The following is a 23,399-nucleotide window of genomic DNA, read 5'->3' as shown; positions in this document are numbered from 1 at the left end:
GCCGGCAGGTTCAGCCTTCCCTGTGCAACGTCCGGAAGAAGTCCCGCACGTCCCGCACGAACAGGTCCGGCTGCTCGAATGCCGCGAAGTGACCGCCCTTTGGCATTTCGCTCCAATGCCGGATGTTCGTGTAGCTCGCTTCCATCCACTTTCGCACCGGCGCGACGATCTCCTTGGGGAACACGGCAACGCCGGTCGGCACCGCTACCTTGTGAGCGGTGCGGCGCTTGGGCCCAAAACTTTCCCAGTACAGGCGCGCCGATGAAGCGGCCGTCGCCGTCACCCAGTAGAGCATGACGTTGTCGAGCAGTTCGTCGCGACCGAGGACGTTTTCGGGATGACCGTCGCAATCGGTCCAGGCCCAGAATTTTTCCAGGATCCACGCGGCCTGCCCGCTCGGCGAGTCCGTCAGGGCATAGCCAAGCGTCTGCGGCCGGGTCGACTGCTGCTTGGAGTAGCCGGAATCCCAATCGGCGTAATACTTGATCCCCTGCAATGCCCGCGCTTCCTCCGCCGTCGGCTGTCCCTCGACATTGGGCCGCGCCGACATCGCCAGTGTGATGTGGATGCCGGCGCAATGCGTCGGATCCTGTGCCCCGATGGCGGTCGTGACCGCCGAACCCCAGTCGCCACCTTGCGCGGCATATCGCGCGTAGCCAAGGCGGTCCATCAGCACCGCCCAGGCCGACGCAATGCGGTCAACGCCCCAGCCCGCGGTCTTCGGCTTCGCCGAAAACCCGAAGCCCGGCAGCGACGGACAAACCACGTGGAACGCATCGGCAGCGTTGCCGCCATGCGCGGTCGGATCGGTCAAGGGCTCGATCACCTTGTGGAACTCGACCACCGATCCCGGCCAGCCATGCGTGATGATGAGCGGCATCGCGCCCGGATGCGGCGAACGGACATGCAGGAAATGAATGTCCAGCCCGTCGATCTCGGTGGTGAACTGCGCGAAGCGATTGAGCCGCGCTTCGCGCTGGCGCCAGTCGTACTCCTCGGCCCAGTAGCGGCAGACCTCCCTGATCCACTGCAGCGGCGCGCCCTGGCTCCAGTCGTCGACCAGTTCGGCCTCTGGCCAGCGTGTGTTGCGCAGCCGGAATTTGAGATCGTCGAGGACGTTGTCGCCGATCGAAATGCGATAAGGCTTGATCTCAGCGCCCATGAAAGCCCCTTTGCAAAACCCGGGCGGAGCGCCGGGACGGACTGCGGAGGTTCGGGATGGCGAACCATGATGCCATAGGTCGACGAGAGCTCTCTCAGCCCTCAGATTGCATTGTCGGTCGACATAACTCCTGGTTGTAGTGACAGCACCCAAAGGGGCAGCCCGCGGGCCGCGATCCGATCAGCAGCCTTTCGACCTCGAGGGCCTATTGCCGGCCGCGCCTCGGTGGCGAAGCGACCTAGGTTGGGGGGCGTTCCAGCATCAGCGGCAGGATGGTGGCCGAAGAAGCACGCGGCTCAGTTCGCTGCGATACGCGTAGCGGCATCCTGTTGCTGCGCGTGATCCGGCGCTTGCGAGGCGGCGATTTTTTCAAGGGAAAGAGCAAGCGGGCGACTTCTGCGCGCAGACGGAGAAGCTCCTCGTATTCGACCATTAAATCGAAACTAGTCCGACGAAGTAATCCTATGCAGCGGCTGTACTCCGACATAACTCACTCCCAAAACAAAAAGTTGGAAATTGAGAAAACAAACATCATTTCGAAAACCTGGCCGCCCGAATGCCGGGCCCAATATGCGCTGTTTTGGCCGCGACTTTATAATGCGGTCGCTACGCTTTTACCTCATTTTAATTGGAAAACAACATTGGTTTTTAATGCATACAAATAACGTCCGAATCACATGAAAATCCCAGAAGACAGCGGTGGAAACCAGTTGAACTCGAACGCCGGCTTAGCCAGTTGCAGCTTGTGATGCTTTGCAGGAAGCGAGTGCGGGCCCGGGAGGCCAGACATGAACGGAGCCAGGTCCCACAGTTATGCCCACCCGGAGCGTTCTCATGCTCACGTCGCAGCGCCGAAAAACGACGCCGCAATTAGCGGTCGAAAGCGGGAAGTCTTGACGGCCTGTCGATATTATTGATGACCTCTGGCAGATACCGCCTGGAGGCCTCGGCCAATTGGATTGCTGCTCGGAGCTTCTGAACTTCCGCCAATTGGTTGCTGAGGTCGGCGGAAGCTCGCAAGAGACGCTGTTCGGAAACCTGGATAGACCATTTCATCCCAAAACTCCCCTACGCAAAACCTGGATTCCCAGTCACGCCTGAATTTTCGCTCTAGTTCGAAAGAACGCGGGCAGCTTCGCGAAAATCTCGACTGGATGCCCCATCTCAAATACTCGCTACGTAAAAGCTTGGACCTCCAATAAATATCCCCAAGTCTGCAACAATTGTGCCAACTTCTCACCTCCCAACTGGTGAGAGGTTAGGCCAACATTGTTTCAAGACAATTACGCCGATCCGGAAAACCGCCTTGTGAACGGGTACGGCCCCGCGCTGCGGCTGCCTCTTCACGCTGCGTCGCGGCCTGTTCCCTATTGGACCGAAACTCGGTGAGTCGCCAGATGTCGGAGACAGGCGACCGATTTGAGCATGAGGACAACGGGGATCGCTTCAAGCGGAGCGGCACTTTTCGAGTGGCGCCGGCTTCCGGGGATCGCTTCAACTTTGACTTAACGGCGTCAGTCGGGTTCATCGCCCCGAAATCATGTTCCCGAGCCGACGAGATATCCAACTTGTCGATAAACCTTCTGTTGTGATTTAATTACAACCAGCTCGATAGTATTGTGAGATGGCGCTGGTGAGTTATCCGGCTCACCTGCGCCCGAGCTTCGTTGCTGGCGAACAGCGCCTGAAAAGTATGGATGATCGACACAGGCATTGCGCTGCACACCTCTTGATGCAACTGGAATTTTTGCAGCGTGGCGGCCTTGTGATTCCATGACAATGACCATGGTCGATCTCGCTGTCATCGTCAGCGCTCAGCTCACTCTTCTCCTGGCGATTGTCGCGCTCAAAGTTTATGTCAGGGAAACTGACGTCTTGAGCGGACGCTACCTGCATAACGACAGCGATTATTCACCCGCCTTGAGCGAACATTTCGCTCGCGCCGATGCGACCATCATCGAACGGAGTCCACAACCTCGCGCTGCTGCTTTCCCTCCAGCGCGACCGGCACGCTCGAGCGCACACCAGGAAACGTCTCCGCTTCCAACTGCAGAGACCCGGTCCGGCCACGCTGGTCCGTCGCAGAGCTTTCGCGCCACGGCAACCCTTCCTGCGGGCGTCAGGATCTACGCGATTGGAGACATTCACGGTCGTGCAGACCTTCTCCGGATAATGCTCGAAAAGATCGGCATCGATCGGCAGCAGAGGCCGGTTGAGCGGCCAATTCTCCTCTTCATAGGCGACTACGTCGACCGGGGACCGTCATCGCGAGAGGTAATCGACATCCTGCTGAAATGCAGGGACGCCGGCGAGAGCATCTTTCTCAAGGGAAACCATGAAACCTTCATCACCCGCTTCCTCAAAGAACCTGCAGTTCTCAGCGATTGGCGCCAGTGCGGAGGCCTTGAGACGTTGCTTTCGTATGGCCTGAAGCCGTCCTTCAGCCCCGACGAAGGCGAACGAGCAAAGCTTTCGGAGGAACTCGCCGCGGCCATGTCGATCGACCAGCTCGCGTTCTTGAACTCGCTGCCGCTATCCTTCCAGTGCGGAGACTTTCTGTTCGTGCACGCAGGCATCCGCCCAGGCATTCCGCTTGCGGATCAAGTCGAGGAGGATCTGCTTTGGATTCGCGAGGACTTCCTCGGCTCTGAAGCAGCCTTTGGCGTATTTGTCGTGCACGGTCATACACCCGTGCGCGAGCCGGAAATGCGATCCAACCGCATCAACATTGATACGGGAGCTTTCGCGACTGGACGTCTCACCTGCGCCGTCATCGAAGGGGCGGCGATTACGACGCTGTCCACCGCGCCCGCGGGCCGTACGGACTCTGCACCCGTACAGTCATGAATGGCCCCGCGCGTTTCGGCGGATCTGTTACCGCTCCTTGAGCGCCCGCTCCGCCTGATCCATCAGCGGCTTGATCAAATACGACAACGCGGTTCGTCCCGATGTCTTGATGAACACATCCACGGGCATGCCGGGCACCACCTTGTTGGACCCAAGCTTGGCGATTTCTTCGGGCTTGAGCCCAACACGAACCGTGTAATAACTGGCCCCAGTTCGTTGGTCCTGCGTAAGATCGGGGGAAACCATGTTCACCGTCCCCTCAATCTCCGGGGTGGTCTTCTGATTGAAGGCTGCAAACCGCATTGCAGCGACCTGGCCAAAATAGACCTGATCGATCTCCCGCGTCGCTATCTTCACCTCGATGGCAAGCGCGTCCGCATCCGGAACGATCAGCATGATCTGCTCGCCCGGCGCAATGACCCCGCCGACGGTGTGGACCGCCAATTGATGGACGCGCCCGCTCTGGGGAGCACGAATGTCGATCCTGTTCAGCTGATCCACGGCGGCCGTCTTGCGTTCAGACAGTTCCGAAAGCTTGGATCGCGTTTCGATCAGGTCCTTGCCGACCTCGGTCCTCAGATCCTGATCGACCTGTATTATTTGAAGCTGGATTTCCGCAATCTTGCCTTTGGATTGAGCGATCGCTCCCGTCAAGTGACTACGCTCGCCTTCCAGACGAGCCGTGTCGCGCTCCAACGCCGTCAGCCGCGTGATCGGGACAAGGTTCTTCTGCCACAGCGAGCGAACTCCCTCGAGTTCCTTGTAGATCAGGTCGATTTCCTTCTGCTTGGCCTCGCTCTGCCCCACATATCCCTTGATCTCGTCCAGCAGCTGGGTGCTTCGCTCTTTCAACTGGGCTTTTTGCCCGGCTCTCGTTTCCCGACGCAAATTGAAGAGCGTTCGTTCTGCCGCGATGGCATGCGCCGCCTCCGACTTGCTGTCGCGGCTTCGTTCGATCAGAGCTCTCGGAAACACGATCTCGTCGGCATTGTCACGCTCCGCCCCGAGCCGGGCCTGGCGCGCGAGCAATTCGTCGACGCTCTGGGTGACAATCGTGGCGTTGGCCAGCGTCTGCGTCTCATCAAGGCGGATCAGGATATCGCCGGCATTGACGCGATCGCCTTCGCGCACGCGCAGCTCTCCGATAATACCCCCGGTAGCATGCTGTACCTTCTTGACGCTGGAATCGACGACAACGGTCCCTTGACCGATCACGGCGCCGGACAATTGGGATGTCGCGGCCCAACCGCCGACCCCGAACGTCACGAAGGCGGTTATCAACATGCCGACGATGATGTACCGCTGGATCGAATGCAGCGCCGGTTTTATCACTTCGCGGTCCACTGCGCCCCTCCCCTGCCGTCGTCAACCACCCTCAGCGGTACGGTTGGCCGCAAGACCTTCCTCAGCACCTCTTCCTTCGGTCCAAACGACTGCACCCTGCCTTCGCCGACCACCAGAACGTAATTGACGCCCTCAAGCGCCTTCGGGCGATGGGCGACCACGACCACAACCCCGCCGCGGCGCCTGACATTCAGGATCGCCTCCGTCAGCGCTTCCTCGCCGTCGGAGTCGAGGCTCGACGTGGGTTCATCGAGCACGACCAGGAACGGATTGCCGTAGAACGCGCGAGCCAGACCGATGCGCTGGCGTTGACCGGCCGACAAGGCCGTTCCGCCTTCGCCGATGCGCGTAAGGTAGCCGTCGGGCAGCGAGAGAATAAGATCGTGTGCGCCTGCAGCCTTCGAGGCCTCCAGGACCTGGGCCGCGGTTGCATTCTCGTCGAAACGGGCAATGTTGAGAGCGATGCTGCCGTCGAACAATTCGATGTCCTGGGGCAGATAGCCGATGTGCCTGCCAAGCGCCTCCGACGTCCAATGCTCGAGCACGGCATTATCAAGTTTGATCTTGCCTCGCACTTGCGGCCAGACCCCGACCAGCGCCCTCACGAGCGTGGATTTGCCGGCACCGCTCGGACCAATGACGCCGACGGCGTCCCCGCTCTTCAGTGCGAACGACACGTCCGACAGCAGGTGCTTCTCGGAACCTGGAGCCGCGACGTAGAGGTGCTCGACGACCACCGTGCTGGTTGGCGGAGGCAATGCGAGCGGCTCCTCCCGGGCGGGCAGCAGCTTCAGCAGCTTGTCCAGGCGCTCGCCGGACTGGCGAGCGGCAACGAATCCCTTCCAGTTCGCAATCGCGATTTCGACCGGCGCCAGCGCGCGCGCCGTCAGAATCGAGCCCGCGATAATGATGCCGGCAGTCGATTCCTGGTTGATAACCAGGTAGGCACCGACCGCGAGAACCAGGGACTGGAGAAGCGAGCGAAAGACTTTCGAGACCCCGCCAAGGCCGCTGGCGATATCGCTCGTTGTTTCGTGAGCTTCGAGGTATTTCTGATTGGCGTCCTGCCAGCGCTGCGCAGCCTGACGCCGCATGCCCATTGCCTGCAGCACCTCGGCATTTCGCCTGCCCTCGGCCGCCAGCGCATTGCGCAACACGGCATGTTGGGAGGTCGCCTTGGCCGGACCTCGGGTCCGCAGTTCGACAAGAAGCGTGAGCGCGACAAGAACGATGCCGCCCAACAAGGCAGTCACACCGATCCAGAAATGGAAGAGGAAGCAGATGGCCAGATAGGCAGGTAACCACGGCAGATCGAACAGAGCAGTCGGTCCGCCGCCGGACAGGAAACTACGGACCTGATCGAGGTCGCGCAACGGCTGCAGGCCATCACCATCGCCACGGGTCTTCAGAGGCAGCCTGACCACAGCATCATAGACCCGCAGCCCCAGCCCTTCATCAAGATGGCGTCCGATACGCACGCTTATCCGATTTCTGACCAGGTCGAGCCCACCCTGCAGCAGGTACAGCATCGTCGTCAGGAGCAAAAGCGCCACAAGCGTGGGAATGCTGCGCCCGGGCAGGACACGATCGTAGACCTGAAGCATGAAGAAGGAGCCGTTCAGCATCAAAAGATTGCTGATGCCACTGAAGATGGCGAGAGCCCAGAATATCCGGCGGCAGGAGGCGAGGAATGCCGAGATCTCCGAACGGGCCTCCGCGTATCCCGCATTCGACGGGGCACGGCCGGAGAATATCCGCCGGCGCATCGCTTCCACGGTCGAACTCAACCGCGAGCGCGTCCGGTCCGCCAGAATACGCGCAGCCGCGATCGCCACCTGAAGATTTGAAACTTCGATGTCGTCGATATTCACAGGCGGCGGAGCTTCCTGCCGCCGACCGATATCAGTCATGGCGTTGCCCCCCCGACCATGCCTTGTGCTGAGAGATATAATATCAAAATGTGCCTTGTTGTCTCCCGGGGACCGGTTTTACGCGAAGCGGAAGTCGTGACTGTCCAGATGGCTCAGCGCGGTATTCTTCAGCGTAAGCGTGTCGAAGCCGGTCTTGATCACCACATCCGCACCGACCTGACTTGCGTCGGCAAGCACGCTCGCGAAACTGTCGAAATCGGTCTTGCTGAACTGAATGACGTCATGTGCCGATCCGGTCGCCTCGAAGTTCTGGATGACATCGCGCCCGAAATTGGCCGCGAACACGAAGGTATCAGTGCTGCCGCCGTTGCCCTTGAACACATCGTTGCCGCCGGTGCTTACCAGCGTATCGTTGTTTGCCGTTCCAAGGATCGCGCTCCCCGAACTCGCGACCACCTGGCCAGCGCTGTCGAGTTGCTTGGCCATGAACGAATGTGCTTCATTCGAACTGGCCGACGACGTGAAGCTCCAGGCTCCGTTGGCGTCGGATTGCGTCATCCCCACCGCTTTGGCGCCATCGTAGATACTGATCTGGCTGTTCGCAGCGCCGGTGCCCTTGACCGTCACCATGTTAGCTGAGTTCACACTCAGATCGGTGACGTCGAGCACCGAAGCCGTAACATTGCCGGCGCTCAATGCGGAAGCGCTGATCACCGGAGCGCTAATCGCCCCGTCGCCGTTCAGATCCTGGTGGAATGTGTTCTCGTAGCCCTTCAGCGTAGCGCTGTTTCCGGCAACGGTCCCGGTCACATTCGCAATCTGGTTGCCGTTGGCGTCGGTCGACCATATCACGTACTGGTTGCCGGCGGCCTTCCAGGCCACGAGGTAACCGGTCGACATCTGCTCGACGGCAATCGGCGTCGTGCTGCCGAACTGCCCCGCAACAAAGTCCGCCCCGGCGTATTTCAACGTGGGACCACCGTTGCCGAGAAGATAGTTGTTTCCGCTCTGGACCAGGCTGGTCGATCCAAACGACTCGCTTGTCGTCGCTGGCGTGCCAATCGTCCCGTCGCCGTTAAGGTCCTGGTGCAATGTGTTCTCGTAACCCTTCAGCGTGTCGCTGTTTCCTGAAATGGCCCCGGTCACATTCGCAATCTGGTTGCCGTTGGCGTCGGTCGACCATATCACGTACTGGTTGCCGGCGGCCTTCCAGGCCACGAGGTAACCGGTCGACATCTGCTCGACGGCAATCGGCGTCGTGCTGCCGAACTGCCCCGCAACAAAGTCCGCCCCGGCGTATTTCAACGTGGGACCACCGTTGCCGAGAAGATAGTTGTTTCCGCTCTGGACCAGGCTGGTCGATCCAAACGACTCGATTGTCGTCGCTGGCGTGCCAATCGTCCCGTCGCCGTTAAGGTCCTGGTGCAACGTGTTCTCGTAACCCTTCAGCGTGTCGCTGTTCCCTGAAATGGCCCCGGTCACATTCGCAATCTGGTTGCCGTTGGCGTCGGTCGTCCAAACCACGTACTGATTGTTGCCGGCCTTCCAGACCACGACGTAGCCCGTCGACGTCTGCTCGACGGCGATCGGCGTCGTGCTACCAAACTGCCCCGCAACAAAGTCCGCCCCGGCGTATTTCAAGGTGGGGCCATTGCTGCCGAGAAGATAGTTGCTGCCGGCCTTGACCAGGTTGGTCGATCCGAACGACTCGATCGTCGTCGCGGCCAGGCCAATGTTCCCGTCGCCGTTGATGTCCTGTTGGAGCGCGGTCTCGTATCCTTGCAGAGCGGCGCTGGTCCCTGAAACGGTCCCGGTAACATTCGCAATCTGGTTGCCGTTGGCGTCCGTTGTCCACACCACGTATTGGTCCTTGTTGGGGACCTTCCAGGCAACAACGTAACCGGTCGAGGTCTGCTCGACGGCAACCGGTGCAATGGCGCCAAACTGTCCCGCAACATAGTCCGCCCCGGCGTATTTCAGCGTGGGGCCGTTGCTGCCGAGGTAATAAGTGTTTCCGGCCTTGATCAGGCTGGTCGTCCCGGTCGATTCGATCATCGTCGGCGCGGAGACACTGACGGAAAGTACCGTAGACGCCGAGCCAGTGTTGCCGGCGGCATCCATCGCCTTGGCAGTGAAGCTGTGGCTGCCGTCGGTTAACGTCCCGGCGGTATAGGTCCAGGCGCCGTTGCCATTTGCGGTTGCGGTACCGATCTGAGTCGTGCCGTCGTATACTTTGATCGTGCTGTTCGCTTCCGCAGTGCCGGTCAGAACCTTAATATTGTTATTGGCAAGGCTAGCCGCCGCGGTAGATGCCGTGATCGTCGGCGCGACCGGGGCACGCGTGTCGACCGTTATGCTCAGCGCTGAGGAGGCCCCGCTGCTCTGCCCCGCCGCATCGGTGGCGGTCGCGGTCAGGACATGCGCGGCATCCGACAGAGCCGACGTGGTGTAGCTCCAGGCGCCATTGCTATTCGCGGTCGCCGTGCCGATCTGCTTTCCGCCATCGAACACCTTCACGGTGCTGTTGGCCGCCGCCGTGCCGGTCAGGGTCAGCGTGTTGTCGTTGGTGATATTGTCGCCCGCCACGCCAGTGTCCCTGGAGAAGGTGGCGATCGTCGGAGCAGAGGGAGCCGGCCCCGCCGAAATCGTGACAGCGGCGGCTGAAGACGCCGAGCCGGTGTTGCCGGCGGCATCCATCGCCTTGGCGGTGAAACTGTGGCTGCCGGCTGACAACGCCGTGGTGGTGTAGGTCCAGGCGCCGTTGCCGTTGGCGGTCGCGGTCCCGATCTGGGTCGAGCCGTCGAATATCTTGACGGTGCTGTTCGCTTCCGCAGTGCCGGTCAGAACCTCGATGCGGTTGCTCGCCGGGGTCGATGCCGAAATCGTCGGAGCCGTCGGCGCCACGGTGTCGACCGTGACCGACAGCGTCGTCGACGCGCTGCTGGTGCCCCCGGAGTTCGTCGCGGTGGCCGTCAGCGAGTGGCCGCCGTTGGCCAGCGTGCTCGTGGTGAGGCTCCAGGCGCCGCTCGCATTCGCGGTCGCGGTACCGACCTGCGTCGAGCCATCGAACACCTTCACGGTGCTGTTGGCCGCCGCGGTGCCGCTCAGGGTCAGCGTGTTGTCGTTGGTAATACGGTCGCCGGCCACGCCGCTGTCGGTGGAGAACGTCGCGATCGTCGGAGCAGAGGGAGGCGTCGATCCGCCGCCCGTACCACCCCCCGTATTGCCACCGCCACTGCCGGAAGGCGTCGCGACGTTCGGATTGTTGAACTGCACGACGATGTTGCTGTAGTCGACGGCAAGCGGGTATTGGACCTGTTCGGCCCAACCCTCATAAATCCCCATTTTCAAATACTGACCGCCGGTCTCACTGCCCAACTGGCCATGATAATCGACGATCAGGATGCCATCACGCCAGACCTGCAGGAAGCCGGTCGCATCGGTAGAGAAATTGGCTTTGATTTGAATGTCATACGCGTGACCGCGGATGATGGGGTTCGGATCCTCATAAGCCAACCCGCCCCAGTCCGCGTTCTGATCGGTCAAGATCGTCATCTTGTCGCCGACGATATTGATCGAAAACGGGATTCCCGCATCCTCGTGCATCTGCGCCAGCGAAAGCCAGGCAACAGGATTTATCTGCCCGGGCTCGATGGTCATCGTGAAACTTGCGTTGAAGACCTGATGGTCGAGCGCGTTCGTGACCGTCAGGATTTCGGATCGGGCCGTCTCGTCATCGGCCCATAGGTCGCCAGGCCGCACTTCCATCCGAACCGTGTGCGTATCCGGATTGGTCAGGCTCCAGGCCTTGTTGCCATTCTCGACGAACCATCCCTGGCCGTCGATCTGAATCGGGTTCGACCAATTGTCGCTGGCCGGTCTGAAATCCGTAACGCTCGCCACCACTTTGACCGACATGGGATCGGAGGCCGCGCTGGTGCCCGCCGTATCGGTCGCGGTAGCGGTCAGGCTGTGGGTCGTGTCAGAGAGCTTCGGGGTCTCGAACAGCCAGATACCCGAACTGTTCGTCGTGACGGTGCCCAGAAGCGTCGATCCGTCATAGACCTTCACGCTCGAATTCGCATCGGCAGTACCCGACAGCGTAATGACGTTCGCGTTGGTGATCCCGTCGCCGAGGGTCCCGCTGTCCGCATAGAAACTTTTGATTATGGGCTTGTTAGCCATATTTAAATCCCCCGCCGATCAGACGAACCCAAATTAATGCTTGCGTGGGTCATATTTGAATCCTCGCATGGGTCATGAATAAATACTTGTGCGGCTATCAAGCGCAGCCTAGCACCGACCCATTTAGGGGCCATTGAGCCCATGTTTAGATATTTAACAAATCGCCCCGATCCCGGCCGCCGCTCGACCCTTCCCCATGATTCCATATTAAATATCCGGTCCACCTCTAAAGCCATGCTAATTTCCGATTTGAATGACGCAATTTCCCCTGTGAACAGCCATTTCCTCGGTGGCCTCCTGACGATGTCACTGGATGCCAGCGGTAAGCACTTTTACGGACTTGAGCCCCGTCGTCTTTGAACGCTTGAAGTTTGCCCCCTCTTGCTCGTTGATGGGATATTTAGGCCGATTGATGACGAGCATTTGGCGACCCCAAGGTAAGATTCCTCGCGCGCGAGAGCGCACTTGCTGGAAGAACTCGATGCAGCCGAAGTACTGGAGACAGGGTCCTCGGCGCTCGGCAACACCTTCGCCGAACAGCACGCAAAAGCGCTCGGGTAATGCCGGTAACTTCTCAGGACCCGACCGATCCTGGCGCAACAAAATGGAGGCAATCTTGTCGTCTGCTTCCCCAAGCGATCCGCCCGCGAGCTCCGCCCAGTCATGCTCGAGTTTGATATCTGATCCAGCCGGACACGAAACGGATCGGCTAATCGCGATGCTGCTGCGCTCCGCGCCGAATCATTTCCGATGCACCAATAGAATCACGCCCCGCCAAAAAGAGAAGATCTTCCGATCAAGCGCAGCCTTCCCTCCGATCGCGGACAACCCATACGAAGCGATACGCTTCGTATGGCAGGCTCGGCAGCGCCGGACCATGTCCTTGCCGCTGCCCCGCCTCAACTCAGGTGGCGTCGATCCACACATACGATCCCGTCGCCATCGATCGGGCGCGGCGGCAGCGCCTCGACCATGCAGGCTTCAGGAAGTCGGGGGAGTAGCCCGCTTGCACCGCGTGGGGATGTTCAGTGCGACCGCGGCGGCCCCCGGGGTCTGTCATCTAGCCGGGCCTGATCAATCCATGGCGGCTCTCAAGACGACGAAGAAGCAAGCCAGGCATCGATGGCTACCTTCGCGGCAAGGCACCAAAGTTCGTTCGACAACTGCCTCAATGGGCAGGCCGGCGGCAGGGCTCAGCATTGGACGGCGGAGCAATGCGGTAAATTGATAGGGAAGCTGGCCAAGAATTTTGCGCAATGTGGCCGCATTGGCCGGTATCGAGTTACTTGATCTTTACCAGCCAGACAAATATCGCATCTCGCCGAACCGTACTCCAGTTCCGACGATGCTAGCCCGCATTTCTCACAGGGCCAATTGTTTTGCGACGTGAGATAGGGGTGTCTGACGAAAGCAACGAGGTGCCGTGGCGCTGAAGGCGCGGCCGTCGATCTGGCTTTGATTGTCTGCGTTGGACCTTGTGGTGATGCTGCCGATTGGGCGCGAGGCGGCTTCGCGTGTCAGGCCGGCGAGGCACGAGCCTTGGCGGCTTCGGCCAGGCGGCCGGCGGCGATTGCCCACTGTTCGGCGGCTGGGCAGGCCGAAGCCGTGGCGATCTTGATGCGGCGAACGGAGACGCGCACCAGCGCGCCGATCTTGAGGAGCTTGAGGCGGATGGTACCGCAGGTGGCGTCCGCAAAGGTGGTTTCAGCCAGGCCGATGCGCCGCAGGGCACACAGCAGCACATAGGCCATCGAGGCGAACCACAATTTTAGCTGATTGGCCCGCATAGTGGCGGCCGAAGTGCGGTCGGCGTAGAGGTCGAGCTGGCATTCCTTGATCCGGTTCTCCATGTCACCGCGCGCGCAGTAGACGTCCTCATAGAGCTGCCGCGCCCCTGCCTCGGCCCGCTTGAGCGAGGTGACGACGCGGCGCCTTCGGCTCCAGGTGTCGAGCGTCGTCCATTGGAAGTCCTTGAAGCGGTGCGCCGGGCGGCCGGCTTTCTCGGCCGCCGCCCTGGCCGCGGCAAGCTCCTCTTCGATCATGGCGACCAGGCGCGCGTTGCGGGCGAGTCCGAACAGGTAATCTACGCGGTTTTGCTCGCACCAGGCCATCAGCGCCCCGCGCGCAAAGCCTGAGTCTGCCCGCAGCACGATGCGTACCAACGGCAAGCGCGCGCGGGTTTGCCGGACAATCCGCTCGACCTCCGCCACGCTGCCCGCGCTGGCGTCGATGTCGGAGGGGCGCAGCTTGGCCGCCAGCAGATGCCGGCCGCAGAACACATACAGCGGCAGATAACAATAGCAGTCGTAGTAGCCGTGGAAGAAGCGTCCCTCCTGATGCCCGTGCAGCGGGTCGTCGGTGGCATCGAGATCGAGAATGATCTGCTTGGGCGGTCGCTGGTGCGCCTCCTGGAACAGCGTCACCGGCAGCGCCTCGATGGCCGCCGCGTCATAGGCTATCTTGTGATAGCGCGAAGGCTCGTTTCGGCTCAGCTCCAGCCGGTTCAGCGTCGACTTGCCGGCCACCGGTGCGCAGTCCTCGCGCCTGGCTTCAAGCTTGCCCGCCAGCACCGCCATCAGCGGATCGTGCCGCAGTTCGTCGTGATCGTTGAGGTCTTCGTAGCCCAGCGCCATGCCAAAGACCCGCTGTCCAACGAGCGTCCCGATCGCATGCTCGATCAAGTCCTGACGGCGATGATCGCGAAAGCAATTGGCAAAGCGCCCCACTAGATCGATCGCTCGATCAGTCGCGCCCAGAAGCAGCGCTCCGGCATCCGACGTTACCAGGCCGGCATCAAACGCGGCTTCCACAGCCCGGCCTTCCACCCGGCCTTCCACCCTTCCAAAATCAAACCGCTCTGCGCTACACTCTGTCGGCATCGGGGCATTCCTTGAATCATCGAAAAGTCCTTCTCGCAAAAGAACTTTCGCTGATTCGCGCCCCGATGCGCCTCAACACCGTGAGAAATCCGGGCTAGCGCCCGCATTCCCGCGCGCTCGATCGCCATGAACACTCTCGCCGGCGGAGGGCAGTCAGCCCCCACAGCGAACCGCACAATCCGATTCGGGGGCTCGCTGCTTCGTTGATTATTTTTCTGATTTAAAGTAGATTATCCGCATTAATATAAGCCAATTATTATTAATTACTATTATTACGAACGCCGAGGATAGAAACAAGCCTCGTTGCGCGGGCAAGAGATCGGCATTAATGTCTTGTTCTTGCTCACTCATTTCGTCCGGAGAACAAATTTTTGAAAATTGTTTTGGGCATACCGTGGTTCACGCCCACCTTTATGGGAGGGACTGAGGTTTATGTGTCCGGTCTGGCCGAAGAACTGCGACTCCTGGGGATCGAGTGTGTGATCGCGGCGCCTTCCGCCGATGGCAAGGCCAGAACATCGAAGTATCGGAATACTCGAATCTTCCACTATCCCGGGCCGTGGGAGGATGCGCCAACACGAAGCGTTCTGGATTGTGGTAACGCGGACCTGTTTCGCGATTGGCTCTCCTCTGAGCGACCGGATGTGTATCATCAGCACGACTGGTCGCCGAATTGTGGTCTCGCCCACCTGCGAGCGGCCAAAGGGATGGGCATACCGACGTTCCTCACCGTCCACCTGGCGAAGCTCGTATGCATAACGCGCCTGATGATATGCGAAGGGGCATCGCAGTGCGACGGCGAGATAATCGAACAGCGCTGCGCCAGATGCTTCATGAAGTCGCGAGGAATTCCTGCATCGGTGGCCGCATCCCTGGCGCAGATCCCCAGCGCCATATCTGTCAATTTCGAAACCTTTCCGGTCGTTGGCCGCGTCCTCGCAGGCGGCTTGAGAGCGAAACGCGCGCTGGCCGGGATCGGTCAAGTCGCAGAGACCGTTGATGGCATCGTGACGGTCTGTGACTGGCTCAGATCGGCTTTGCTCATCAATGGTGTTCCGCAAAACAAGGTCTCGTTTGTGCGGTCTGGCGTTGATCCGGAAATTGCCGCCGTGGCCGTTCCGCCCAGACGGCACAGCGGTGTGCTTCGCATTGGCTTTATCGGGCGCTGGCTGGAGCCCAAGGGACTCCATGTTCTGATTGAGGCGCTCGAGCAACTGCCGAAAGAGGTCCGATTTCACCTGAAGGTTGTAGGTGTCGCCGGCACCGACAAAGTCGACATCGCGTACCGCGATAGAATCGAAAAGCTGGTCGCGGGCAACTCGCAATATGAATTCGTTGCCAACCAGCCCCGGGAGGCCATGAACGAATTCTACCAAGACATCGATGTCCTCGCCGTCCCGTCGCAACTATTGGAGACGGGTCCGCTGGTTGTGCTGGAAGCGAACGCCTGGAAGGTGCCGGTCATTGGCTCTGATCTGGGCGGTATCCGCGAGCTCGTTCGCCATCAGGCAACTGGTCTGCTTGTGCCCCATGACGACGTCGGCGCGTGGACTGGCGCGCTGCGCCAACTTGCCCAGGATCCGGCCATTCTGCAGCGCTTTCGAGAGAACATCGGTCCGGTGAGAACCATGCGCGATACGGCGCACGAAATGGCCAATCTTTATGGCTGGCAGGTCGATTACACGGCGAATCTGTTGACTACGTCCGGATAGGCGTCGCGCCTGATGATTTTGGCGGGATTGCCGACGACCACACAGTGTGGCGGCACGTCCTTGGTAACAACACTGCCTGGCCCGACAATGGCGCCCTCTCCAATGCTCACGCCCAGGATGACGGCATGCGCGCCAATCCATACGTCGTTTCCGACGACCGGGTAGACCGTAGTCCGTCCCTCGGCCGTAATCGTATCCTTGCGCCCGAGCACGACACCGTTGAACAGCGTCACATTGGATCCGATCTTGCAATCTTTGTTTACGACGAGCCCCCATCCGTGGATCAGCAAGAGGCCCGGGCCAGCCTGGATAGCCGACGGAAAATCCATGCCGGCCATGCCTTGGGTCCATCGGTGCAACACTCGAGCAATCAATGAGCCGATCCGAGACCGGCTCGCGGTCCATCGACAAAGTCGCAGCGTCAGAACAGGTCGAAAAGTTCGTTCAAATATAGCCAGGGAAAGGATGGTCGCGTGCGACGTCCTGCCCGATGCGCGAAATGCATCAGCTTTGATATCGTTCAACATTTGAGATCTATCGCAAGCATACAGAGAATGATGTCATTTCACAGGATGTCGGCGGAGGGGCCGACCGGCAACCTGCGCCGGTGCGGGTTCGAGCAAGGAGCCGGCCGCCAGAAAATCGACGGTGTCGTGCGCCCTGAGAAATTGCAGAAGATCATCGCATAGCGCCCAGATGGGCTCGTCATGAACGAGGTGATGGGTCAGGATGCCGATTGGATATTCCAATGGCAGAAATCCTCGTCGTCGCAGCCGTAATTGCCCAACAACCTGTGCGGCGACGGCGATGGTGTCCCGCGCGGTCCCCTTCTTCCAGTCGATAACGTCGACATGCACGTCCAGCCTCGGGACAACGACGCGCTGCGGCATTTTCACTGCCGGCATCCACGGCAAACGCGAATCCAGGCGCAATAACGTGCGTTCGTAGAAACCTGGCCAAACCGATACCGCAGCAAACCCTATATCGGGCAAGGCATGCACCAACTGTGCCGCGATGCGATTATAGGGCGGAACGAAGATCACATTGCTGTCGCCAAAGTGATCTGAAAACGTCCTGTAGGCCAGCGTGGCGTCCGATTGTAGAGCGGAAAAGGGACGACGGGAGCCAAATTCTTCCGGCTTGCCCGGCAGGCCGTAGTCCGTATGCATCCACCCGTGGCACATCGGATAGAACATTCTGGTCGAAGCGGCCAATGCGTCCAATAGACTGCGTTGGATCTTTCCCGGAATGACGGCCAAGCCGATATTGATATCATATTGCTGGGCAACATCCCGAAGTCGCGCCAGCGCCGGGGTCATTTCGCATGCATCATCGTCGCGAAGCCAAAATCTGGGCCTGAGGCCGAGATCGGCCCAGCGACCAAGCTCGCGCGATACATCGTTCCACGGTTCGCCGACCATACAAGCATCGATCCAAGACGGAGAACTGCAGTATCACATGCACCGCCAAACCGCTTCCGCCGATTGGACGGAATTGGCGGCAAATGTCGTTAACCCTATTGCGCGGGACGCATGGCACTGCAAGCCGTCAAGACATCCGAGGGCCGATTAACCGATAACACGGGCGTTCCAGCTTCCGTCGGCCATCCCGCCGATCGTCCGCTGCAATGGAGCGAACGCCGCCTGGGCGCCATTCTGAACCATGACGCCCTGCCACTGAAGCGAGCAGCAGCAAACCGCGAGGCAGGCAGGCTGGCGCCGGCCGACGCGCCGGATCACCTATGGCGCGACGGTGGTCCCTCCGATTACGACGGCGGATGACGTTGTCCCGGTAGCGAGTGAATTCCTCAACAGGACGACGCCGTTCGCGTAGTTGACCGGATCCTGCGCGGTTCCGATGATCAACCTGACGTAGTTCAGGAATTTCGAGACATCGACCGAAATGGAATTGGAGACGTAGAGCACGTCCTTATTCCGGATTTCGAACGTCGTAGTCATGAAATAGCCGGCCGGATCACGCAGGTTGACCTGGTAAATCACCGGGATGATGGCGCCGGTATAGGCGGCGGTGTCTATCCCGAGCTGCTGAGCGATCTCGCGCGTTTCGCCGCGATAGAGAAACACCGAGCCGGCATCAGCCTGGGTGTCGACAAGACCGCTCGCCTTTGCCGTAGCTTCAGCTAGAGACACACGCCACGCGCCGAACGGGAATTGTCCCTGACGGCCAGTGGCCCCGAACGCCAGGAAGGTCTGCGGCTCGGTATAAACGAAAATCGTGTCTTGAGGACGCACATAGATATTGTTGGTTGAGTCGTAGACCAGGGCGCCAAACGGAACGGTCTCGCGGCGTCCCTTCCGCTCCAGACTAACCCAGAGATCGTAGCCGGGCGACTTTAGACCCGCGCGCGCAAGTGCATCCAGGACACGCTCGCCGCTCGCACTCGCGGGAAATCGAACCGACCCCACCGCATCCCCAAGGACGCTGATCGATGTCGCTCGCTGGTCGGTCCAGGAGACGACGGCCTGCGGATCCAACGCCCGGTTCTTCAGAGAGGCTACAATTGCGTCTTGCACCTCGACTGCAGTACGGCCTGACGCCCGAATTGCGCCCGCGTAGGGAATTGAAATATTCCCTTTGCTGTCAACAGCCTGGGTCGGCAGGGTGATGAAATTACCTGGACGGACACCGGCCTCGAGCGGGATGAAGAGGCCACCCGCCCCTGACTCGAAGATTGTTACGCTGACCTGATCCCCGACCCCAAATCGAATGTCATCGGGTCCCCGGCGATCGGTGAAAGCGGTCGAAAATCGTGGCTTGGTGCGAGACAATACTTCCAGCACTTTCGGCGTAACCGGCACGAAAGCATAGGGAAGGCTTTCGGCATCGCGCTGGCCGGCCCGCACATCGATGCCAGTCGGGCCAGACGTCGGTATGATGCCGCACGCGCCGAGGCACACTGTGGCTACGGCCACACCCATGCCTGCAAATAGACGTAACCGGTTCACCCAAATCCCCACAATGAATGCGTAGTTCTACCCCTTAATCGCCTCTTCTTCCCCCGATTTCGACAACATAGCAAGGACGCCAGAGAATATTCCTCATGTGTTGCCAGAAGGTTACTAGGTTAAGAGCTCAACAACCTTCTTTTGAGCGCTGACGCCGGAAAACCTTTGGTTTTCCCCAGCCACCTGTTGCACGAGAACGATTTCGGGCGAAGCGGCGTCACCCAGAAGGCGTCAACGTGTCGGCCAACTACGCTTCCAAGGGCATGGCGCCAACCGTCATGAAACCCCTGAGCTGACACAGCCGGCGACGAAGGGCTGGTTGGCTTGGTGCCGCCCCCAAAAGAATGCGGCGCCGGTACGTCTGTACACGGCGCCGCAAATGCTTAAATCGGACAACAGTCCGCAGGTGTAGCCCTGCTGCCCTTCCTACGCGAAATGGAAGTCGTGGCTGTCCAAGGTACTTAGCTTGGTGTTCTTCAACGTAAGCGAATCCGAGCCTGCCGAGATCACCACATCCTGGCCAACCTGGCTCGCATGGGAGAGAACGCTCGCGAAGCTGTCGAACTCGCTCTTGCTGAACTCCACGACATCGTGCCTGCGCCCGACCGCGTCGAAGTCCCTGATGACGTCATTGCCGAAGTTTGCGGCGAATGCGAACGTGTCCGTGCCGCCGTTGCCGACAAAGAGGTCGTCGCCTGCGGTGCTGGCCAGCTTGTTGCTGAAGCTCGAGCCGAGAATCGCTTGACCTGAACTCTTGGCGACCACGTTCCCGGTGCTGTCGACTTCCTGTGCCGAATACGTATGCACCGCGTTCGAATAGCCCAGTTTCGTGGTGTAGGCCCAGTTTCCGTCAGCGCTTGCGGTTACCGAACCCATCGCCTTCTCGCCATCGAAGAGTTTGACCGTGCTGTTCGGATCGGCGGTACCCTTGATTGTGACGCTATTCCACCAGCCTTTCGAAAGGCTCGTGATATCAACCCCGTCCGTCGGCGCGCTCGCCGGCGGTGCGGTGATGCCGACATTGGCCGAGGCCGAAGCAGCGCCAATGTTGCCGGCGATATCGACCGCCTTGGACGTGAAGCTGTGGCTGCCGGAGTCGAGATGGCCGGTATCGAAGCTCCAGGTCCCGCTGCCGCTTGCGGTCGCGGTCCCGATCTGGGTCGATCCGTCAAACACCTTGACGGTACTGTTCGCTTCTGCCGTCCCCTTCAAGATGAGGTCGTCGAGGGTCGTCGTGCTTCCGACGGCCGAACCTGCCTGCGAAAAGACGCCCATCGTCGGCGCGCCGGGTGCATGCGTGTCGATCGTCACCGCAAGTGCTGCCGACGCGGCGCTGGTATGACCCTGCGCGTCCGTAGCCGTTGCGGTAAGGCTGTGGCCGCCATCGCTCAGCGCCTGCGTCGTGTAGGTCCATTGCCCGTTGCTGTTGGCATTGGCCGTACCGACCTGCGTCGAGCCGTCGAACACCTTCACGATGCTGCTGGCCGCCGCCGTGCCGGTCAGGGCCAGCGTGCTGTCGTTGGTGATCTTGTCGCCGGCCACGCCGCTGTCGGTGGAGAAGGAGGCGATCTTCGGAGCGGAGGGAGCCGGCGTGGCGGACCCTGTGATATTGACGACGGAGGCTGCGGACGCCGAGCCGGTGTTGCCGGCGGCATCCATCGCCTTGGCAGTGAAGCTGTGGCTGCCGGTCGACAACGCCGCAGTGGTGTAGCTCCAGGCGCCGCTGCCATTGACGGTCGCGGTCCCGATCTGGGTCGTGCCGTCGAACAGCTTGACCGTGCTGTTCGCTTCCGCAGCACCGCTCAAGACGGCGGTGGTGTTGGCACTGCCAAGGCTCGCCGCCGAGGTCGATGCCGCCATCGTCGGCGCGACGGGAGCCAGCGTGTCGACCGTTACGCTCAGCGCCGCGGAGGCCGCGCTGGTCTGCCCGCCCGCATTGGTGGCGGTCGCGGTCAGGACATGCGCGGCATCGGCCAGAGCCGTGGTGGTATAGCCCCAGGAGCCGTTTGCATCGGCGGTCGCCGTGCCGATCTGCTTTCCGCCGTCGAACACCTTCACGGTGCTGTTGGCCGCCGCCGTGCCGGTCAGGGTCAGCGTGTTGTCGTTGGTGATACGATCGCCGGCCACGCCGCTATCGGTGGAGAAGGTGCCAATCGTCGGAGCAGAGGGAGCCGGCGTGGTCGCCGCGAGATTAACGACCGCGGCTGCAGATGCCGAGCCGGTGTTACCGGCGGCATCCATCGCCTTGGCAGTGAAGCTGTGGCTGCCGGTTGACAACGCCGAGGTGCTGTAGGTCCAGGCGCCGTTGCCGTTGGCGGTCGCGGTCCCGATCTCTGTCGAGCCGTCGAGTATCTTGACGGTGCTGTTCGCTTCCGCAGTGCCGGTCAGAACCTCGATGCGGCTGCTCGTCGGGGTCGACGCTGAAATCGTCGGAGCCGTCGGTGCCACGGTGTCGACCGTGACCGACAGCGCCGTCGACGCGCTGCTGGTTCCTCCGGAGTTCGTCGCCTTGGCCGTCAGCGAGTGGTTGCCTTCGGTCAACGCGGTCGTGGTGAGGCTCCAGGCGCCGCTCGCATTCGCGGTCGCGGTACCGACCTGCGTCGAGCCATCGAACACCTTCACGGTGCTGTTGGCCGCCGCGGCGCCGGTCAGGGTCAGCGTACTGTCGTTGGTGATACGGTCGCCGGCCACGCCGCTGTCGGTGGAGAACGTCGCGATCGTCGGAGCGGTGGGAGGCGTGGGCGTCGATCCCCCCGTATTGCCGTTGCCCGCCGATGAGGGCGTGGGAACGTTCGGATCATTATACGTCACGACGATGTTGCTGTAGTCGACAGCGGTCGAATATTTGACTTGCTCGGGATATCCCTCGTACACGCCCAGCTTCAAATACTGGCCGCCGGTCTCACTGCCCAACTTGCCGTGATAATCGACGATCTGGATGCCATCACGCCAGATCTGCAGGAAGCCGGTTGAATCGGTAGAGAAATTGGCCTTGATCTGGATATCATACGCGTGACCGCGCACGATCTGGTTCGGATCCGAATAGACCAGCCCGCCCCCCGAATTTTGATTGGCCAGGATCGTCATCTTGTCGCCGAGGAGTTGGATCGAGAACGGGATTCCCGCATCCTCGTGCATCTGCGCCAGCGAAAGCCACGCGACATTATTGATCTGCCCGGGCTCGACGGTCATCGTGAAGCTTGCGTTGAAGACCTGTTGGTCGAGCGCGTTGGTGGCCGTCAGGATTTCGGAACGCGCTGTGCCGTCCTCACCCCACACGTCGCCGGGCCGCACTTCCATCCGGATGGTGTGAGAATCAGGGTTGGTCAGACTCCAGGCCTTGTTGCCATTCTCGACGTACCATCCCTGCCCGTCGACCTTGATCGGGTTCGACCAATTGTCGCTGGCCGGCCTGAAATCCGTGACGCTCGGCACCACTTTCACCGACATGGGATCGGAAGCTGCGCTGGTGCCCGTCGTATCGGTCGCGGTAGCGGTCAGGCTGTGGGTCGTGTCGGAGAGCTTCGGGGTCTCGAACAGCCAGATACCTGAACTGTTCGTCGTGACGGTGCCCAGAAGCGTCGATCCGTCGTAAACTTTCACAGTCGAATTCGCATCGGCAGTACCCGATAGCGTAATGACGTTCGCGTCGGTGATTCCGTCGCCGAGGGTGCCGCTGTCGGCATAAAAGCTTTTGATTACCGGCTTATTGGCCATATTTTACTGCCTCCGAAGATTGTTCAAATCCGAGTGGATCCTTGCGTCAGCCGAGATGTGCCGCCGTGCCGACCGATCCGTTGGAGAGATTGTGGGGTCCCGCACGTCCATGAAGCGAAACTGTCCGTCGTGGCCGCGTCGTAGGCGTCTGCCAAACTTTTCAAGGCTTCCCGCTGTTGGAGGAGAACGAGCGGATTACGGCAGTGTCCTCAGCAACTGAAGTTATTGTGGCCAAACTGCATCTCCTTTCTGGATACTCGATGGATACTTGCAGTGATCGGCGATCGGACCGGCGCTCAAATTTCAACTGTTCCGGGCAGCGACGCCAGTTGCGCTTTACAATTCGCGTTTGGTCGATTGCAGGGAGCTTTTTTGAGACGATGGTTTGGTCATTCTTGGGAGGCTTTGCGATCAAACTTGTCATCGGAACCGCGCAGCGAATGCGTGCTTGGTTGCGCCCACAATGGGAACTCGATCGCCGCGCAGCAGAACAAGACGCGCCGTTTAAGTCGGCCTACCTTCTATTATCGGATTAAACAGAGGGCGATTGGGCGATTGTGCTAACAAAAATAATGGATCGACTAATTTCCTGAATAACCCTGCGCGTGAACTCAATGTCGTGGACGGACACGATCATTATCGTTGCCTGTTGTCGCGTCGCACGTAAGCGGTGTTTTGCCCGCACCTTTTCCTGACGTTTACGATCGGCGAGTGTG

Annotated in this window: 13 protein-coding genes and 1 pseudogene; 2 read left to right on the top strand and 12 right to left on the bottom strand. The window is 60.3% G+C overall.

Annotation, left to right across the window (positions count from 1 at the left end; all coding sequences use genetic code 11):
- Positions 1–10: 10 nt before the first annotated feature.
- The 3 genes from V7E26_RS04145 to V7E26_RS04135 form a co-directional block, all read right to left on the bottom strand.
- Positions 11–1,162, bottom strand: coding sequence for an epoxide hydrolase family protein (locus tag V7E26_RS04145; protein ID WP_324413776.1), 1,152 nt, complete (start codon positions 1,160–1,162; stop codon positions 11–13).
- A 238-nt stretch (positions 1,163–1,400) separates the two neighbouring features.
- Positions 1,401–1,649, bottom strand: coding sequence for a hypothetical protein (locus V7E26_RS04140; RefSeq protein WP_324413775.1), 249 nt, complete (start codon positions 1,647–1,649; stop codon positions 1,401–1,403).
- A gap of 1,051 nt (positions 1,650–2,700) precedes the next feature.
- Positions 2,701–2,949 carry a hypothetical protein gene (locus V7E26_RS04135; protein WP_324413773.1) on the bottom strand — a complete coding sequence of 83 codons (249 nt, stop codon included), beginning with the start codon at positions 2,947–2,949 and terminating at the stop codon, positions 2,701–2,703.
- Here V7E26_RS04135 and V7E26_RS04130 point away from each other — a divergent pair.
- Complete coding sequence (locus V7E26_RS04130) at positions 2,942–4,009, top strand: metallophosphoesterase family protein (RefSeq protein WP_324413771.1); 1,068 nt, start codon at positions 2,942–2,944, stop codon at positions 4,007–4,009. The genes V7E26_RS04135 and V7E26_RS04130 overlap by 8 nt on opposite strands.
- Positions 4,010–4,036: 27 nt before the next feature.
- On the opposite strand, the gene V7E26_RS04125 is transcribed toward V7E26_RS04130, so the two are convergent.
- From V7E26_RS04125 to V7E26_RS04110, 4 genes are all read right to left on the bottom strand, one after another.
- A complete protein-coding gene (locus V7E26_RS04125) occupies positions 4,037–5,353 on the bottom strand; it encodes an HlyD family type I secretion periplasmic adaptor subunit (protein ID WP_324413770.1) in 1,317 nt (438 codons plus the stop codon).
- Positions 5,338–7,263, bottom strand: a complete 1,926-nt coding sequence (locus V7E26_RS04120; protein WP_324413768.1) for a type I secretion system permease/ATPase — start codon at positions 7,261–7,263, stop codon at positions 5,338–5,340. Before V7E26_RS04120 ends, V7E26_RS04125 begins: the two co-directional genes overlap by 16 nt.
- 78 nt (positions 7,264–7,341) lie before the next feature.
- Positions 7,342–11,409 (bottom strand): Ig-like domain-containing protein, encoded by a 4,068-nt coding sequence (locus V7E26_RS04115; RefSeq protein WP_324413767.1) that lies wholly within the window; start codon positions 11,407–11,409, stop codon positions 7,342–7,344.
- A gap of 1,517 nt (positions 11,410–12,926) precedes the next feature.
- Entirely contained in the window at positions 12,927–14,288 is a 1,362-nt protein-coding gene (locus V7E26_RS04110) for an IS1380 family transposase (protein WP_324413765.1), read from the bottom strand.
- A gap of 371 nt (positions 14,289–14,659) precedes the next feature.
- On the opposite strand from V7E26_RS04110, the gene V7E26_RS04105 reads away from it, so the two are divergent.
- Positions 14,660–16,000 carry a glycosyltransferase gene (locus V7E26_RS04105; RefSeq protein WP_324413763.1) on the top strand — a complete coding sequence of 447 codons (1,341 nt, stop codon included), beginning with the start codon at positions 14,660–14,662 and terminating at the stop codon, positions 15,998–16,000.
- 8 nt (positions 16,001–16,008) lie between these two features.
- Here V7E26_RS04105 and V7E26_RS29995 read toward each other — a convergent pair.
- The 5 genes and pseudogenes from V7E26_RS29995 to V7E26_RS04075 form a co-directional block, all read right to left on the bottom strand.
- Positions 16,009–16,155 (bottom strand): annotated as a pseudogene (locus tag V7E26_RS29995) (DapH/DapD/GlmU-related protein); the annotation flags it as partial.
- Between the two features lie 405 nt (positions 16,156–16,560).
- Entirely contained in the window at positions 16,561–17,421 is an 861-nt protein-coding gene (locus V7E26_RS04095; protein WP_324413759.1) for a hypothetical protein, read from the bottom strand.
- 318 nt (positions 17,422–17,739) lie between these two features.
- Positions 17,740–18,966 (bottom strand): polysaccharide biosynthesis/export family protein, encoded by a 1,227-nt coding sequence (locus tag V7E26_RS04090; protein WP_324413757.1) that lies wholly within the window; start codon positions 18,964–18,966, stop codon positions 17,740–17,742.
- Positions 18,967–19,392: 426 nt separating this feature from the next.
- Positions 19,393–22,683 carry an Ig-like domain-containing protein gene (locus tag V7E26_RS04085; protein ID WP_442893351.1) on the bottom strand — a complete coding sequence of 1,097 codons (3,291 nt, stop codon included), beginning with the start codon at positions 22,681–22,683 and terminating at the stop codon, positions 19,393–19,395.
- A gap of 532 nt (positions 22,684–23,215) precedes the next feature.
- A partial coding sequence (locus V7E26_RS04075; RefSeq protein WP_324413756.1) for a hypothetical protein occupies positions 23,216–23,399 on the bottom strand: 184 nt, incomplete at its 5' end.

The organism is Bradyrhizobium sp. (genome assembly GCF_036735945.1).
GTDB lineage: Bacteria > Pseudomonadota > Alphaproteobacteria > Rhizobiales > Xanthobacteraceae > Bradyrhizobium.
Note: the sequence above shows the minus strand (reverse complement) of the source record. Positions and strands in the feature narration are given on the sequence as shown.